The sequence below is a fragment of the Nocardia sp. NPDC041819 genome (genome assembly GCF_055590505.1).
Genome location: NZ_JBVJAP010000008.1, coordinates 138,388 through 153,619, shown reverse-complemented (window position 1 = coordinate 153,619; position 15,232 = coordinate 138,388). Strand labels below are relative to the sequence as shown.

The following is a 15,232-nucleotide window of genomic DNA, read 5'->3' as shown; positions in this document are numbered from 1 at the left end:
TAAGTGGATAATAAATACGGCCGACCGTATAGTTTCTGTATGGATAGTGGCTGGATGATGGACCTCGCGACGGAACTCGCCGTCGTCAAGAGCAGGCAGGACGTCCCTGCGGCGCTGCGGCTCATGCATGACGGGATGGTGTTGGAAGCGCCGGCGTTCGGGACGGTGGCGCGTGGGCTGGAGGCGAACGAATTCGCGCTGCGGGCCTTCTTCGCGTCGTTCCCGGACTATGACGTCGAGCTGAGCGGGCACGCGGCAGAAGGGGAGACGCTGGTCTGCTGGGGAACGGCGCGAATGACCCTGAACGGCAACCGATTCGGGGTAGAGCCGAATGGTCGGCGGGCCGAACTGCCGGTGTTCCTCCGCTTCGCGTTCGCGGACGGGCTGATCGCGGGGGAGTACTTCCACTTCGATCTGTCGGAGCTGTGCGCCCAATCGGGTGTATCCACCGACGCGGTACGGCAGAAGTTGTTCGGCGGGAGATGATCATGGACGCACGGGTCAAGGATGTCGCGGGGATCGCGACCAGGCAGCTGTTCGACGTCGTGGTGGATCTCGCGCCGCCGCTGAACATCGGGAAGGGGCGGGTGTTGTTCGGCGCGACCGGTGGGTCGTTCGAGGGGCCGAAGCTGCGCGGCGTGGTGCTGCCGGGCGGCGGCGACTGGGCGGTGTTCCGGCAGGACGGGAGCATGGTGCTCGACGTCCGGCTCACCTTGCGGACCGACGACGACGCCCTGGTGCAATTGACCTACGGTGGGCGGTGGACCATATCCGAGGAGATACGCGACCGGATGGGTGATCCGGCCACGCGGCATCTCGTCGATCCCGGGAGCTACTACTTCCGCACGACGCCGGTGTTCGAAACCGGAGCGCGAAAGTATCTGTGGCTCAACGACATCGTCTGCGTCGGATCGGGGTATCCGGTCGAGGGCGGCATCGCCTACCGAGTCTTCGAGGTCGTCTGACATCGAAGACTCGACGTCAACCCCGGCGACGCGAACGCGTTGACGATGTGACGTTGCAGCAGCGAACGCCGCTCGGGAAATTGATCAGCCCGGACACGCGGCGGCGGGAGCCGCCGCATGCGGGCGTACGTCGCCGGGGTCAGCGCTGCCAGTTGCCGCCGGGACCGGGCTGTTGCTGCCAGTGGGCGTCGGGCGCGCCGAGGGCGGGCTGGTGCGGGTTGGGAGCGGGCTGCTGGGGCCACTGCGCGGCAGGCTGCTGGTACTGGGCGGGGCCCATGGTCTCCGCGTTGGCGCGGGCGAGAAGATCGGGGACCTGCGGGCCCGCGACCGGTGAGGATGCGCCGCACCAGGTGCATTCCAGGGAATGCTTGGTGCTGAGCGGGAAGAGCGGGATGAAGAAGAGCGTGAACTTGGTGACGAGTTTGCGCAGCGCGTGTGCGGCGGGATTGCCGCAGCGGCCGCAGACCAAGGTGATCATGGCGAGCGTGTGGATACGCTTCTGCCAGCCCCAGATCAGCATGTGAAACCCCCAAAAGTAGAGAATCCGATGTCGGTCACAGTAGTAGATCGACCAGGCGGCGGCTTCAGTTAACATGTGGCGACCCCTTCGGCTGTCACAAGTGGCCCCACACTCTGTGATGTCATCCCGGACGCAGTACCCAGCCGCATTGCTTTCCAGTTGCTAGACAGCGTCTTCGGTCTCGGACGCCACCTGTGTTGTGTCCCCGGATGACCAGGGTCGTTCAAGCACCGAGGGCGAATCTCGTCCCGTGCTGCGTGCGGCCACTGGGGGAAATCCGGCTCTGTCAGGTGCGGATCAGAACCGCAGTTCGCGGACGGTGTCGAGGTCGATACCGTGCCGCGCGTAGATCTTGATCGTGTTCTCGCCGGTGAGATCGGCTTCGGCGTAACCGAGCAACTCGGCGATCCGGATCACGTCTTCCTCCGTCGCGGCTTCGATCTCCAGATATGGGGGAATCCCCGGCCAGGTGTCGATCTCGAGTTGTCCGCCGTCGAGTACGAAACTGATCCGCTTCGTTTCCTGGTAGGACTTCGCGGTGAAGCCCAACAGCTCGAGCAGGGCGTTGGTGCCGGTGAAGTCGTCGACGCTCACCTCGACTTCGTGGGTGCCGTCGATGGCGTCGCTGGTGATCTGCTTGACGGCGAGGGTCACCCCATTCCCGTTGTCACGCAGCCTGATCCACTTCGACCGATCGCCCGGCGTGATGTCGTAGACGTAGCGGCGCATGAATCGCTCACCGAGTTTCCGCCCACCCGTGTCCACGATGTGCTGTTCGATGGTGTCGGGATCGATGTCGAGAATCTTGGCTTCGTGCTCGATGGGCACTGCTGGCTCCTGTCCGGGTCGGTCCACAATGCCATCGACGAACTGCGGGAGCAGTGGCCGAGGGCAGTTCTATGAGTCAGACGTCTTCATCTTGTCCAGTATTCTGGGTTGCCATTGGTAGAACCAACTGAATTTGTAGGACTCTCCCTGCGGGGACGAGGTTGCGGCATAGGTGAATCGACGGTCGGTCGTGCTGATCGGGACTTCGTCGACGAGTTGCTCGAAGCGCGGTTCGATCGGAACCGGTAGCGTTCTCGGGTCCGGCGTTATCACCGGGAAGCAGAGGCGCTCGATCCGAGGCGATTCCCAGCTGATGGTGGCGTATATGTCGAATGCTTTCTCGGTGAGCGACAGGAATTGATCGCTCGGGTCCGGAAGTCCGGCTTCTCGGTGCAGCGACACGATGGCGCGGCGTTCGAAGAAATCGGCCGGCAGCCCGGGGAAATAGACGTTCATCGTCTTGTCGTGGTAGTCGATGCCGAGCAAGCCGACTTTGTCCTCCAAGCCGTGACGGGCGAACATGCGGGCGTGGTCGGCGAGACTGGGCGGCATGGAAGGGAGTGCGGCGAGTTCCGATACCTTCTGCACGCCATCGGCAGGAAAGAACGGCCAGATCTTCTTGAAGCCGCCGACTACACCGATGTCGATTCCGTAGCTGTCGATGGGGCACTGTTTCCGGACCTGGTCCAGCAGGGAGCCGATCGGATGATCGGTCTCGGCGAGCAGTTCGTTGGACAGGGCGATGTCGTAAGGGTCGATGTCTCTCGGCAGCGTCAGAAAACGGTAGTCGAGGTCTCCCGAGCGGCGGGCGTCGGTGACCACTCTGAGGGAGATCACGGAACGCGTGAGCATCGTGCCGTATGCGGTCAGGGTGGGCCAGACATTCTCTCGCGCGCAGGGGACGTCCACTATCCGCGCGGATTTCTCGATGGCCGCATAGAGATCGTCCAGCTCGGATTCGGTGGTGGTGAACATGCGTCCTTCCGGAGATGAGTGCTACGGAACAGCGCGGTCTCGCCAATCCTGTTCGGCCAGAACATAAGTCGTGTCCGGCCGAGTCGAATGCGGAACGCGGACAGCACTCTACGCTGCGGCGTAGCCGGGGGTTTCCCGCCGAGGGGAGTACCGAGATCAGGGGCGCGGAAACAGCCGTTCCTCGGGCAGACGGACGGCACCCGGCGCGATGGACGCGCCGCCGCCCGAGAAGTACTCACTGACCCTGCGGATGCTGATGGACGAGATCGCCGGTGGCGGCGGCGGTGCGGCACAGGTTCCGCGCCGGCGGCCTCGGTGACCTTTGCCCCGGTCGTGCGGACACACCGACCCGGTGGCGGTGCGGCTACGTCAGTGCGACTCGGCGACGTTCAGCAGCACTCGCAGTAGATCCTCCGGTGCGTCTCGCATCAGGTTGTGCCCACCGTCGAGCGCGTGGGTGGCCCACGCGTCGTCATCGCGCAATCGCTGGTAGATCTCGGTGAACGGCGAGGGAGTTTCCCATCCCGCGGCGTAGACGTACTCCCTGCGCCGGATATGGCCGAGATCTCCGCTGAGCTCGAGCGGTTGGAGGACCGATGCGATCGGGTGTGGTGTGGCGCGCGGATCGAAGAAGGGGAGCGGGCGTACGGCGTCGCCGGTGTCGACCACGTCGAGGTACCACTGCCGCTCCCGGTCCGAGACCAGCCTGAAACAGGAGTCCCCGGGGCCGGGCACCACGGCATCGATGTACACCAGTGAGCCGACCCGATCGGCGGCGCGATCGGCGGCGCCGGTGATCACCATGCCGCCGTAACTATGGCCGACCAGGACCGCGTCGGTGATGTTCTCGGCCGACAACACCGCGGTGACATCCTGGATGTGGGTGTCGAGATTCACTCCGTGGCGCAGGTGGACGCGCTCACCGACTCCCGTCGGAGTCAGCGGAAACACGCGATGGCCGTGCGCGCGCAACTGCTCGGTGAGCTGCTCGAAGCACCAACCGCCGTGGCACATGCCGGGGATCAGGACGAACGTCGTCACTGTCGTTCTCTCTTTCATCTGGTGTGCGGAGCGATCCGGTGCCCGCGACCGCGGGCCGTGCGAATCCCAGTGCCGCGATGCCGAGGGCGAGGCGCGCGGTTTGCCACACCGGGATCACGGGGGCTGTCACCCTCCTAGATCGAACCGATCAGTACGACCTGGATGTTAGCAGGCGATCGAACCGGTCGTTACCATCTCGGTATGCCTGTGGCCAAAGGTTCGACGATCGACCCGGCGCGCACTCGCGCCGCCATTCTGGAAGCGGCGCAACCGCTGCTGTACGAGCGGGGGCTCGACGGCGTCGGTGTGGCCGAACTGTGTGCACGGCTCGGAGTGTCCAAGGAGACGCTGTACCGGCACTTCGGTACCAAAGACGGGCTCGTGCGCGCGATGCTCGAGGCGCGCGGTGAAAAGGTGGGGGTATGGCTGGCTAGGGCGGTCGAATCGGCCGGTGACGACCCCGCCGAACAGGTGGCCGCGATCTTCGACGCGATGAGCGAGTGGTACGCGGAACCGGGCTTCCGTGGTTGCGCGATGGTGAACGCGGCGGCCCAGCACTACGACGATGCGGTGCGGGCCATCACCGCACGGCACCTGCACCGCTATCTCGACCTCTTCACCGGCATCGCCGCCCGCGCCGGAGCTCGGGACCCGGCTGTGCTGGGCCGTCAATTGCTGATGCTGGTGGAGGGCGCGACCGTCGTCGCGGCGATACACGGTGCGGTGGATGTCGGCGAGCAGGCTCGCGCCGCCGCGGCGGCGCTGCTCGCCGCGGCCGGGTGAGCCACCCTTCTACTGCTGTAGGTCTACGGCGTTGACATCCCGCCCGGAGCGGCGTGTACTGAGAGCACCTACAGATCCGAGGGATCACTATGATCGTCATCATCGGGCTCATCATCCTCGTCGCCGCCGTGCTGATCGGCGTCGCCGGAGTCTTCGCCAACGGCGGCAGCAATCACGCCTTGACCGACAACTTCGCGATATTCGGCTATCACGTCACGGGTTCCACCGGGGTGCTGTTCCTCTACGGCATCGTCGTCGGTGGCATCGGAATCGCCGGGCTGGGCATGTTGCTTGCCGGCGCCCGGCGCACCGCCCGTCGGGGAAGTGCCGCGCGCCGTGAGCTCGCCGCGCGCCGTGATCTCGACGCCTCCCGCCGAGACACCCCCATCTATTCCAGCCCCACCGGCACCACCGATGCCGCACCCGATGCGTCGGGCACCCTTGCCGGACACGGAACCGGTAACCAGCCCACACGCCGCCCACGCGGCCTGGGCAAGTTGTTCGGACGCAGCCCGGCCGCCCGCTGAGGGCCCCGTAGCGGCCGATGCGCGGAAAGAAGCATCATCATGACCACTCGAACGACCCTGCCCGGTACCGGGCGCGATCCCCTTGCGGCATTGGCTGCTCGGTTGGGACTACGGTCCGACGCCCCCGCGCCGGGCCATGTCGACGGCGCATGGTGGCCACGCGGCGACGACCTCGTCGCGGAGCTGCCGGATCTGCTCGCAACGCTGCGCCCGCGGCTCGGCCCCATCCATCGAGTGACCTATCATCTCGGCGAATGGCCGCACGCGCCACGAGGAATCGATGACGCCGGGCGGCGCGTCCGGCTCGACGGGTATCGGTTCAAGCAGGCGCACTCCTTGGATGTCCTCGGTGTCAGCGGCGCCCGGATCGCCTTGCTCGTCGTCCCGCCGAAGACCACCCGGGATGCCGCGTACGCGACCATCGACACCGCCGCACACGCCGCGATTCCTTCGACTGTCGACGAACTGCGAACGGTCACCGCACGAGCTCAGATCGATCGCACCGAGAGGGAGGCCGCGGAGACCAGCTGGGACTCCGAAGGGGGAGCTGCGCTCGGCTGATCAACCCGGATGCTCGCGGCCCTTTTGCCCCAGTCGACATCGGTCATGAATGACGCCGCCCGTAGTCGAGGCCTGGCGGATGTGAATGGGTAGGCTCGCCGCGCGGTGGCTGTCCGATCGACCATTGCGGTCTCGTGCGCGAGCGCAGGCCGACCCCACCGATCGTTCTCGAGCCGTTGCGGCCGGGATGCTGTCGTCCGGAGACGATTCGTGCTATCGAGAACGGATGACGCCGACGCGTTCCTTCTACGATGTCGTGATCGTCGGCGGCGGCCACAACGGTTTGGTGGCCGCCGCGTACCTGGCGCGGGCCGGGAGGTCGGTGGTGGTGCTCGAGCGGCAGCCGCATACCGGCGGCGCGGCGGTGTCCGAGAGGGTGTTCGCGGGCGTCGACGCGCGGCTTTCGCGGTACTCATACCTGGTGAGCCTGCTGCCGCGATCGATCGTCCAAGACCTGAGCCTGCGGTTCGAGAAGCGGCGGCGGGCGGTCTCGTCCTACACGCCGGTCGGGGAGGGGGGTCTGCTCGTCTCGTCCGAGCAGGCGCGGACGGCGGCGAGTTTCGCGCGGCTGACCGGCTCCGATCGGGAATTCGGTGCGTGGCAGCGGTTCTACGCGTCGACCAACCAGCTGGCCCGGCGGGTTTTCCCGACGCTGACCCGGCCGCTTCCCTCCAAGGAGGCGCTGCGGCACATCATCGACGACGCGCCCATCTGGGAGGCTCTGTTCGAACGGCCGCTGGGCGAGACGATCGAGTCCACCTTCGTGGACGACACGGTGCGCGGCGTGGTACTGACCGACGCCCTCATCGGCACCTTCACCCACGCGCGCGATCCCTCGCTGCGGCAGAATCGCTGCTTCCTCTATCACGTGATCGGCGGCGGGACCGGCGACTGGGACGTGCCGATCGGGGGCATGGGGGCGCTCACCGACGCACTGGCCGATGCCGCGCGATCGGCGGGAGCGGAAATCGTCACCGGCTGTGCGGTGACGGGCATCGAAACCGATGGCAGCGCAGCGGAAGTGCTACATCCGGACGGGAGAATCGGAGCGCGCCACGTCCTGGCGAACATCGCGCCGTATACGCTCGCCGGGTTGCTCGGTGCGCCCTTACCGCCGAAACCCGAAGGTGCGCAGCTGAAGATGAACATGGTGCTGCGGCGTCTCCCGCGGTTGCGCGACGCCGAAGCCGATCCCAGGGAGGCGTTCGCGGGAACTTTCCACATCGGGGAGTCCTACGCCCAGCTCGACCGAGCATACGGTGAGGCCGCGATCGGCCGGATCCCGTCCGCGCCACCCGCCGAAATCTATTGCCACACACTGACGGATCCGACGATCCTGGGACCGGAACTGGCCGCGCAGGGCGCGCACACCCTTACGCTGTTCGGACTGCACGCTCGCGGAAAACTCTTCGCCGCCGACCACGCCGCGGCCAAAGACGAGATCGTGCGAGCGACTCTCGCGCAACTGGATTCGGTGCTCGCCGAGCCGATCGCGGACTGCTTGGCGACGGACGAGAACGGTACCCCCTGCCTCGAGGTGAAAACTCCGATCGAACTGGAGCGCGAGGTCGGCCTCCCCGGCGGACACATCTTCCACCGGGATCTGGCCTTCCCTTACCTGCCGGAGGACGCCGATCCCGCCGACCCCGCAGCCCGGTGGGGCGTGGCGACCGGCCACCGCAACGTGTTGCTGTGCGGTGCGGGCGCCATTCGGGGTGGCGGGGTCAGCGGCATCCCTGGGCACAACGCGGCGATGGCCGTGCTGGACTCCGATCAGGCAGGCTGACCCCGCAGCGCGACCTTGGCGGCGCGGCCCGGCGTCTCGGTGGCGACCGCGGCGTCCGCCGCTTCCTCCAGCGGATAGGCGGCTTCGATATCCAGTCGCAGGACGCCGTCGGCCGCGAGGTCGATCAGCTCACGGATGAGCCGCCCTCGATGCTCGGGGCCGATTTCCTCGATCCGCTTGGCGCCCCAGAAGCCCTTGATCACCACCTGTTTGAAGATCAGCGCGCCCGGGTCGAGCGACAACGGCTGCCCCGAGAGCGCACCGAAGGAGATCAGCTGCCCGCCCGGCGCGAGCAATGCCAACTCGGCGGCCGCGGCCCGGCCGCCCACCTGATCGACGGCCCGCAGGATCGGCGCGCCCGAGGTGGCCGCCTCCACCTGGTCGCGCCAGCCCTCGCTCTCGGTGTCGAGCACCGGCTCGTAGCCGAGTTCGCGCAGCGCCGCGACCGAGGCCGGGCCGCGCACGAGATTCAGCACGTTCAAACCGCGCTGCCGGGCGAAGACGTTCACGAGCCTGCCGACCGCGCCGTTGGCGGCGTTGATCGTCAGCCAGTCGCCGGAGGACAGTTCGAGATCCTCGATCAGCATCAGCGCGCTCAGCGGCATGGCCAGCAGTTGAGCCGCGGTCTCGTCGGAGACCGCGTCGGGCAACGGAATCACCTGCCGGGCCGGGACGACGAAATACTCGGCCCACACGTTCTGCGCGCCGGACACCGTCACTCGCTGCCCGACCGACAGGTCGGCGACCTCGGGACCCACCGCGTCGACCCGCGCGACCGCCTCGCTGCCGGGGATCGCGGGCAACTCGGGCCGGTAGCCGTACACGCCGCGCACGATGGCCAGATCGTGATTGTGGATCGGCGACAGGATCAGCGCGAGCCGCACCTCACCCGGCCCCGGCTCGGGTACCGGGCGTTCCGCGGTGGCCAGCACGTCCTTCGGTTCGCCGAATCGTTCGATGACTACGGCACGCATAACCGCTCCTTCTCGATCAGTCGTCGGCAACGAGGACCTGGACGTCGATATTGCCGCGGGTCGCGTTGGAATACGGGCACACCTGATGGGCTTTGTCGGCGAGCGCCTGCGCGTCCTCGCGGGACAGATGGGGAAGCGAGACCTCCAGCGTAACGGCCAGGCCGAAGCCGCCGGCGTCGTTCGGGCCGATACCGACCTTCGCGCCGACGGCGGAGTCGTCGACATTGGTCGAGGTCTGTTTGCCGACCAGGCGCAACGCCGAATGGAAACACGCCGCGTAGCCCGCCGCGAACAGCTGTTCGGGGTTGGTGCCCTCGCCGTTGCCGCCCATCTCCTTGGGAATCGACAGATTCACGTCGAGCTTGCCGTCGGTGGTGCGCGCACGGCCGTCGCGACCGTCGCCGCTGGCCAGGGCCTCTGCGGTGTAGAGGATTCGCATGTCTACTCTCCTTCGTTCGACTGAGACTTCAGCGCCTCGGTCAGTCGGTGCAAAATGCCGCGCAACGCGATGACGTCGTCCATGGACAAGCCACTGGCCTCGGCCATCTGGGCGGGGATGTCACCCGCCTCGGCGCGCAGCGCGCGCCCGCGCTCGGTGAGCCGGATGTCGACGCGGCGTTCATCGGCCGCCGACCGCCGCCGCTCGACCAAGCCGGCCGCCTCCAGTCGCTTGAGCAGCGGCGAGAGCGTGCCGGAATCGAGGTCGAGCGCTTGGCAGACGTCTCCGACGCTGCGTTCGTCGCGTTCCCACAGCGCCAGCATCACCAGGTACTGCGGGTAGGTGAGCCCGAGCCGTTCCAGCTTCGGGCGGTAGACCGCCGTCATCGCCCGGGACGCCGCGTAGAGCGGGAAGCAGAGTTGCTCGTCGAGGGTGAGGTGATCGGTCATGAGCAATAATGTAGTGGCCAATTTGGTTGTGTACAACATAAATGGCGGTGGCACGCGTCACAGCGCTGCGAAGGGCGGCGGTCTAGCGGGCCGGGAAGCGAAGGACGCGATCGTCGCCGCTCGCGGGGTCACCCCGGCCGTCGGTGTTGGAAGTGGTGAGCCACAGCGCTCCGTCCGGGGCGGCTTCCACGGTGCGCAACCGGCCGTACCGGTCGCGCAGTTCGGCCCGGGGCCCGCCCACGCGGCCGTCCTCGAGTGGCACGGTCCACAGCCGCTGCCCGCGGAGCGCCGCGACGTAGAGGATGTCGCCGGTGATGGCGATGCCCGAGGGTGAGGCTTCCGCGGTGGTCCAGGTCAGCAGCGGATCGGTGAAGCCGCGGTCGGCGCCGCCCCCGCCCTCGACGTCGGGCCAGCCGTAGTTGCGGCCGGGCTCGATCAGATTGATCTCGTCGAACCGGTTCTGCCCGAACTCCGCCGCGAACAGGCGACCGGCCCGATCCCACGCCAGTCCCTGCACGTTGCGGTGGCCGAGACTGTAGACCGGCGAGCCGGGATACGGATTGCCCGGCGCGGGAAGGCCTTCGGGAGTCGAACGGAGGATCTTTCCGTTCAGGCTCGCCGGATCCTGCGAGCGCCCGGATTGCCCGGCGTCGCCGGTCCCGGCGTACAGCATGCCGTCGGGCCCGAACGCGATCCGTCCGCCGTTGTGGTTACCGGCCTTGGCGATGCCGGTGACAATCGCCTCGGGCGGGCCGTCGAGCCGGAACCGCACGATCCGATTGTCCGTCTCGGTGGTGAAATAGGCGTAGACGTAACGGCTTTCGGCGTAGTCCGGCGCGACGGCGAGCCCGAGTAGACCGCCTTCGCCACGTGCCGCGACGCCGGGCAGCCGGTAGACCTGTTCCGGCGCACGGCCTGCGGCGACTCGCACGATCCGTCCGGAGTCACGCTCCGCGACCAGCGCGGCGCCGTCGGGCAGGAACGCCAGGCCCCACGGGACCTCGATGTCCCTCGCGACTTCTTCGGCGGCATCGAGGTCGGGTCTTCCCGCCGGGTTGCTCGGTGCGATGGTGCCTGTCGTAGGCGCACCGCTCGGCGTGGTCGGGCTCTCGCCGCCGCAGGCGCCTACCGCCGCTACGGAAAAGAGCAAGGCGATCACCGCAAGCAAGCGCGGCGCGCGGATCGGGCTCTCGCTACCGGGAGCGCACGCTCGGTCGGCACCCCCGCCGCCCGAAGGCGCCGGGATGACGACGAAGCGGCCCGATTCGACTGCCATCAGCCGAGATACGTGCCGTACCAATCCAGGACGCGATGCCATGCTTCGGTGGCCGCCGTGGCGTTGTACCGCTGACCGGTGTCGTTGAAGAAGGCGTGGTCGGCGTCGGGTGCGGTGAAGATCTGATGCGGGGCGCCCGAACGGGCCAGTGCGGCCTCCGCGGCGGGCCGGGAGGCGTTCACGCGGGCGTCGGCCGCCGCGTAGACCCCCAGCACCGCGGCTTTCGACGCGGAGAGATCGCCGTTGTCCGGGAACGGGCCGTAGAAGGGTGTCGCAGCGGCGAGCGGGGACGGGCCGGAGGCCAGCAGTAGCCAGGTCAGGCCACCGCCGAAGCAGAAACCGGTGGCGCCGAGCTTCTTTCCCTCGACCCGGCGCTGGAGTTCGTCGAGCCCGGCCCGCAGATCGGCGACGAGCTGTTCCTGCGGGATACGGCTCAGTTCGGCGGTCGCGGCGGCCGGATCGGGGAACGCGGCGGTGCCGCCTCGCGCGGACAGCAGGTCGACCGCGAGCGCGGAGTATCCGGCGCCCGCGAAACGTCCTGCCACCGAACGGATGTGATCGGTGAGGCCCTTGTTCTCGTGGACGACCAGCACCCCGCCCCGCGGCTGCGGCGCCGCCGCCCACGCGGCTTGCAGTGGCGTCGCGCCGGGTCCGGCGAAGGCGACGGCGGCGGTCGGGACGGCTGCGGCGGCACCGGGGGGCGTCGACGGCGCCGTGGGGCTGGGCGCGGAATCGGTGATCGCCGTGTCGTTGCTCGCGCAGGCGGCCAGTAGGGCGGTCGCGGCGGCGACGCCGAGCCCGAGCAGCCCGAGCCTGCGCAATGCCTCCCGCCGGGGAAGCAGGCCGTCGGCGTGATCGGCCGCGATCTCCTCGGCGATGTAGCGCTGCAACGGCGTCATGGGCCCACGATAAGCCGGATCGTTGGTGGGTGCGCGGCGTTCACCGTCTGTTCGCCCACGACAAACCGGCCCGACCGCGCATCCCACGGCATTCGCCAGGAGATTGCTACCTTGTCGCTCAATCGGGCGATCGATGGTCGGTCCGCACACCGGTCGAGGGAGCGAGATGGCAGCGGGGCGTGACATGGGACGAACGATGAGCAGGGCGATCCGGATGGTGGCGACGGTCGCGGTACTGGCGGCCGTGGGATTCGGGTCGGGGCCCGCGGTCGCGGAGCCGTCCGCCGAGTCCCACACCGTGGGATGGACCGCGTTGCACGACGGTCCCCAGCCGTACGCCGACGTGCACATCGACTGGGACGTCCCGATCCGGATGAGCGACGGCGTCGTGCTGAAGGCCAACGTGTACCGGCCGGTGAAGCAGGGCGGCGAGGTGGAGCAGCAGCCGCTGCCGACCATCGTGAATCTGACCCCCTACACCAAGCTCATGACCAATCTGATCGACACGGCGCTCGCGGTGCCCGGCTTGCAGCCGCTGACCGTCCGGCTGGTCGATCGCGTGAATCTGGCCCGTACGCCGGTCAGCGGTTTCGGCGATCTGCTGCACGCGGTCGACGGCGGCACCGTGCAGACGGTCCTCGGACTCGATCGCAACCTGATCCGCGCCGGATACACCCAGGTCATCGCCGACGTGCGCGGGACAGGTTTCTCCCAGGGCGCATGGGACACCCTCGGCGAGCGAGAGCAACTCGACACCCGCGAGGTGATCGACTGGGCGGCCGCGCAGCCGTGGTCGAACGGCCGGATCGGGATGAGCGGCGGTTCGTATTCGGGCATCAACCAGCTGCGCGCCGCCGAGGACGCCCCGGCGCCGTTGCAGGCGATCTTCCCCGTGGAACCCGGGAGCGACCTGATGCGTGACGTCGTCGCGCCGGGCGGCGGGGTGGGGACGACGTTCCTGCCGATGTGGCTCAACACGGTCAACCAGCTGAAGTTGATTCCCGACGTGCAGTCGATGTTGAACGGCACCTTCGACTGGGGGTGGCTGCACGAACGGATGTCCGATCCGGCCAGCAACGTCGATCTGCTGGCCCAGGCGCTGCTCACGCCTTCGCTCGACCACGTTCCGCCCGCGCTGGCCGACGCGCTGGACGAGGACAGCTACTTCCGGCGCGGCATCGAGGGCCACCCGGAGCGCATCACGGTGCCCACCTTCGTCTACGGCGGCTGGCACGACATCTTCGCCAACAGCGCCACCAAGCTGTACAACGCCATCCCGCTGCCCGCGGGCAGGAAGCAATTGATCGTCGGCGACACCTATCACGCGAATCCCGGTGCGGGGACCGGCATTCCCGGAGCCCCGCCGCGGCTGGACGTGTTGCAGCGGGTGTGGTTCGACAAGTGGTTGAAGGACGTCGACCACGGCTTGGGCGATTTCGGGCCGGTCACCGTGTGGGAACAGGGAGGCGGCTGGATCACCCTCGGGCAGTTCCCGCAGAAGGACCTCAACCATCGCCGCGTGTATCTCTCCGCCACGCCGAGCGGCACCACCGGAAAAGCGGTATACGACGGATCGCTGACGATGACCGTCCCCGACGAGCGACGGACCTTGACGGTGGCGCCCGGCCTCGCCGCGGCGTGTTCCCGCGACACCGCGCAGGGCTCGGCAGGCATGGCGGCGGTGGTGGACGTGTGCGCGAAGGACTCGCGCATCGCCGAGCGCAACGCGCTGACCTTCACCAGTGCGCCGATGACCGAGCGCACGGTCATCTCGGGGCCGGTGAACGTGCACCTCAACACCGTGCACGACGCCACCGACGGCTACTGGAGCGTCACGATGAACGATGTGGCGCCCGACGGATCGTCGAAGGTGCTGACCACCGGGCAGTTGACCGCCTCCCTGCGCGCCGTCGACGAGCAGAAGAGCAGCCGCACATCATCCGGCGATCTGACCGAACCGTTCAATCCGCTCACCCTGGACAGCGTGCAGCCGGTCGTTCCCGGTGAGCCCGTGGCGCTGGACATCGCGGTCATCCCCACCCAAGCGGTGCTGCAACCCGGTCACCGGCTGCGGATCGACGTCTTCGCGGGCAACTCGCCGAAGGCGCTGGCCTTCCGCCCCATGCTCAACAACACCGAACTGAAGCCCCAGCACCTCGAATTGGATCCGTCGGCGCCGAGCTTCGTCATCGTGCCGACCAACCGTCCGCTGGGCTGAGCACCGCGTGGGGTCGTCTCTCCGGGCGACCCCACGCGCCGGGCCTCACAATTGCGACTGCACCTGCGCGGAGATCAGCTCGAGATGCTCGAGATCGGTCAGGTCGAGCACCTGCAAGTAGATGCGGCTGGTGCCGATCTCGGTGTAGCGGCCGATCTTGTCCACCACCTCGGCGGGCGAGCCGGCCAGGCCGTTGGTCTTCAGCTCGTCCACCTCGCGTCCGATCGCGGCGGCCCGGCGCGCCACCTCGGCGTCGTTCGCGCCGACGCAGACCACCAGCGCGTTGGAGTAGACCAGGTCGTCGGCCGCGCGTCCGTAGGTCTCGGCGGCGGCGCGCACCCGGTCGAACTGCCGCGCGCTGTCCTCGAGCGAGGAGAACGGCATATTGAACTCGGCGGCGTACTGCGCGGCCAGCCGGGGGGTGCGGGTGGCGCCCTGGCCGCCGATCAGCACCGGAATCGGGTCCTGCACCGGTTTGGGCAGGGCGGGGGAATCGGTGAGCTGGTAGTGCTTGCCGTCGTAGCTGAACGTGTCGCCGGGTTTGGTCGCCCAGAGCCCGGTGATGACGGCCAGCTGTTCTTCCAGCCGGGCGAACTTGTCGGCGGGGAACGGGATGCCGTACGCGGCGTGCTCCTCGGCGAACCAGCCGCTGCCAAGACCGAATTCGACCCGGCCGCCGGACATCTGGTCCACCTGGGCGACCTGGATGGCCAGCGGGCCGGGCAGCCGGAAGGTTGCGGCGGTGACCAGGGTGCCCAGGCGGATCCGTTCGGTCTCCCTGGCCAGTCCGGCGAGGGTGATCCAGGCATCGGTGGGGCCGGGCAGGCCGTCGGCGCCGCCCATGCTCAGGTAGTGGTCGGAGCGGAAGAACGCGTCGAATCCCAAGTCCTCGGTGGCCTTGGCAACGGTGAGCAGCGTGTCGTAGCTCGCACCCTGCTGCGGCTCGGTGAAGATGCGTAGTTCCATGTCGATGACCCTAGTCGGTCGAAAA

17 protein-coding genes are annotated in these 15,232 nt (G+C 68.0%); 7 read left to right on the top strand and 10 right to left on the bottom strand.

The features are described 5' to 3' along the window. Positions 1-39 precede the first annotated feature (39 nt). Both ACZ6DL_RS23080 and ACZ6DL_RS23075 read left to right on the top strand, forming a co-directional pair. Positions 40-486, top strand: a complete 447-nt coding sequence (locus ACZ6DL_RS23080) for an ester cyclase (protein ID WP_466054042.1) — start codon at positions 40-42, stop codon at positions 484-486. A gap of 2 nt (positions 487-488) precedes the next feature. Continuing rightward, the gene (locus ACZ6DL_RS23075; protein WP_466054040.1) at positions 489-965 is read left to right on the top strand and encodes a DUF3237 domain-containing protein; all 477 of its coding nucleotides are present in this window, start codon (positions 489-491) and stop codon (positions 963-965) included. A 139-nt stretch (positions 966-1,104) separates the two neighbouring features. On the opposite strand, the gene ACZ6DL_RS23070 is transcribed toward ACZ6DL_RS23075, so the two are convergent. The 4 genes from ACZ6DL_RS23070 to ACZ6DL_RS23055 form a co-directional block, all read right to left on the bottom strand. Then, positions 1,105-1,560, bottom strand: a complete 456-nt coding sequence (locus ACZ6DL_RS23070; RefSeq protein ID WP_466054038.1) for a zinc ribbon domain-containing protein — start codon at positions 1,558-1,560, stop codon at positions 1,105-1,107. A gap of 222 nt (positions 1,561-1,782) precedes the next feature. Next, positions 1,783-2,313: a class IV adenylate cyclase gene (locus ACZ6DL_RS23065; RefSeq protein ID WP_466054036.1), complete on the bottom strand. Its 531-nt coding sequence runs from the start codon at positions 2,311-2,313 to the stop codon at positions 1,783-1,785. A gap of 69 nt (positions 2,314-2,382) precedes the next feature. Further along, positions 2,383-3,288 carry an aromatic prenyltransferase gene (locus ACZ6DL_RS23060; protein WP_466054034.1) on the bottom strand — a complete coding sequence of 302 codons (906 nt, stop codon included), beginning with the start codon at positions 3,286-3,288 and terminating at the stop codon, positions 2,383-2,385. 369 nt (positions 3,289-3,657) lie between these two features. Then, positions 3,658-4,329 (bottom strand): alpha/beta fold hydrolase, encoded by a 672-nt coding sequence (locus tag ACZ6DL_RS23055; protein ID WP_466054032.1) that lies wholly within the window; start codon positions 4,327-4,329, stop codon positions 3,658-3,660. Positions 4,330-4,530: 201 nt separating this feature from the next. Between ACZ6DL_RS23055 and ACZ6DL_RS23050 the strand changes: the two genes are divergently transcribed. The 4 genes from ACZ6DL_RS23050 (at position 4,531) to ACZ6DL_RS23035 (ending at position 7,986) form a co-directional block, all read left to right on the top strand. Continuing rightward, positions 4,531-5,112 (top strand): TetR/AcrR family transcriptional regulator, encoded by a 582-nt coding sequence (locus ACZ6DL_RS23050; RefSeq protein WP_466054031.1) that lies wholly within the window; start codon positions 4,531-4,533, stop codon positions 5,110-5,112. Between the two features lie 89 nt (positions 5,113-5,201). Next, positions 5,202-5,639 (top strand): hypothetical protein, encoded by a 438-nt coding sequence (locus ACZ6DL_RS23045; protein ID WP_466054029.1) that lies wholly within the window; start codon positions 5,202-5,204, stop codon positions 5,637-5,639. Positions 5,640-5,678: 39 nt separating this feature from the next. Continuing rightward, entirely contained in the window at positions 5,679-6,200 is a 522-nt protein-coding gene (locus tag ACZ6DL_RS23040) for a DUF5994 family protein (RefSeq protein WP_466054027.1), read from the top strand. Between the two features lie 226 nt (positions 6,201-6,426). Further along, complete coding sequence (locus tag ACZ6DL_RS23035; RefSeq protein WP_466054026.1) at positions 6,427-7,986, top strand: phytoene desaturase family protein; 1,560 nt, start codon at positions 6,427-6,429, stop codon at positions 7,984-7,986. Here ACZ6DL_RS23035 and ACZ6DL_RS23030 read toward each other — a convergent pair. The 5 genes from ACZ6DL_RS23030 to ACZ6DL_RS23010 form a co-directional block, all read right to left on the bottom strand. Then, the gene (locus tag ACZ6DL_RS23030) at positions 7,974-8,960 is read right to left on the bottom strand and encodes a zinc-binding dehydrogenase (protein ID WP_466054024.1); all 987 of its coding nucleotides are present in this window, start codon (positions 8,958-8,960) and stop codon (positions 7,974-7,976) included. The two genes, ACZ6DL_RS23035 and ACZ6DL_RS23030, sit on opposite strands and share 13 nt — an antisense overlap. A 16-nt stretch (positions 8,961-8,976) precedes the next feature. Then, the gene (locus ACZ6DL_RS23025; RefSeq protein ID WP_466054022.1) at positions 8,977-9,399 is read right to left on the bottom strand and encodes an organic hydroperoxide resistance protein; all 423 of its coding nucleotides are present in this window, start codon (positions 9,397-9,399) and stop codon (positions 8,977-8,979) included. 2 nt (positions 9,400-9,401) lie between these two features. Then, positions 9,402-9,848 carry a MarR family winged helix-turn-helix transcriptional regulator gene (locus tag ACZ6DL_RS23020; protein ID WP_466054020.1) on the bottom strand — a complete coding sequence of 149 codons (447 nt, stop codon included), beginning with the start codon at positions 9,846-9,848 and terminating at the stop codon, positions 9,402-9,404. Between the two features lie 82 nt (positions 9,849-9,930). Further along, entirely contained in the window at positions 9,931-11,124 is a 1,194-nt protein-coding gene (locus ACZ6DL_RS23015) for a PQQ-dependent sugar dehydrogenase (protein ID WP_466054018.1), read from the bottom strand. Then, positions 11,124-12,023 carry a dienelactone hydrolase family protein gene (locus tag ACZ6DL_RS23010; protein WP_466054016.1) on the bottom strand — a complete coding sequence of 300 codons (900 nt, stop codon included), beginning with the start codon at positions 12,021-12,023 and terminating at the stop codon, positions 11,124-11,126. The genes ACZ6DL_RS23015 and ACZ6DL_RS23010 overlap by 1 nt, the downstream gene beginning before the upstream one ends. Before the next feature lie 196 nt (positions 12,024-12,219). On the opposite strand from ACZ6DL_RS23010, the gene ACZ6DL_RS23005 reads away from it, so the two are divergent. Continuing rightward, on the top strand, positions 12,220-14,241 hold the full coding sequence (locus tag ACZ6DL_RS23005; RefSeq protein WP_466054014.1) for a CocE/NonD family hydrolase: 2,022 nt from the start codon (positions 12,220-12,222) through the stop codon (positions 14,239-14,241). 45 nt (positions 14,242-14,286) lie between these two features. Here the strand turns inward: ACZ6DL_RS23005 and ACZ6DL_RS23000 are convergent, their stop codons facing one another. Further along, the gene (locus ACZ6DL_RS23000; RefSeq protein ID WP_393235944.1) at positions 14,287-15,207 is read right to left on the bottom strand and encodes an LLM class F420-dependent oxidoreductase; all 921 of its coding nucleotides are present in this window, start codon (positions 15,205-15,207) and stop codon (positions 14,287-14,289) included. Positions 15,208-15,232 lie beyond the last annotated feature (25 nt).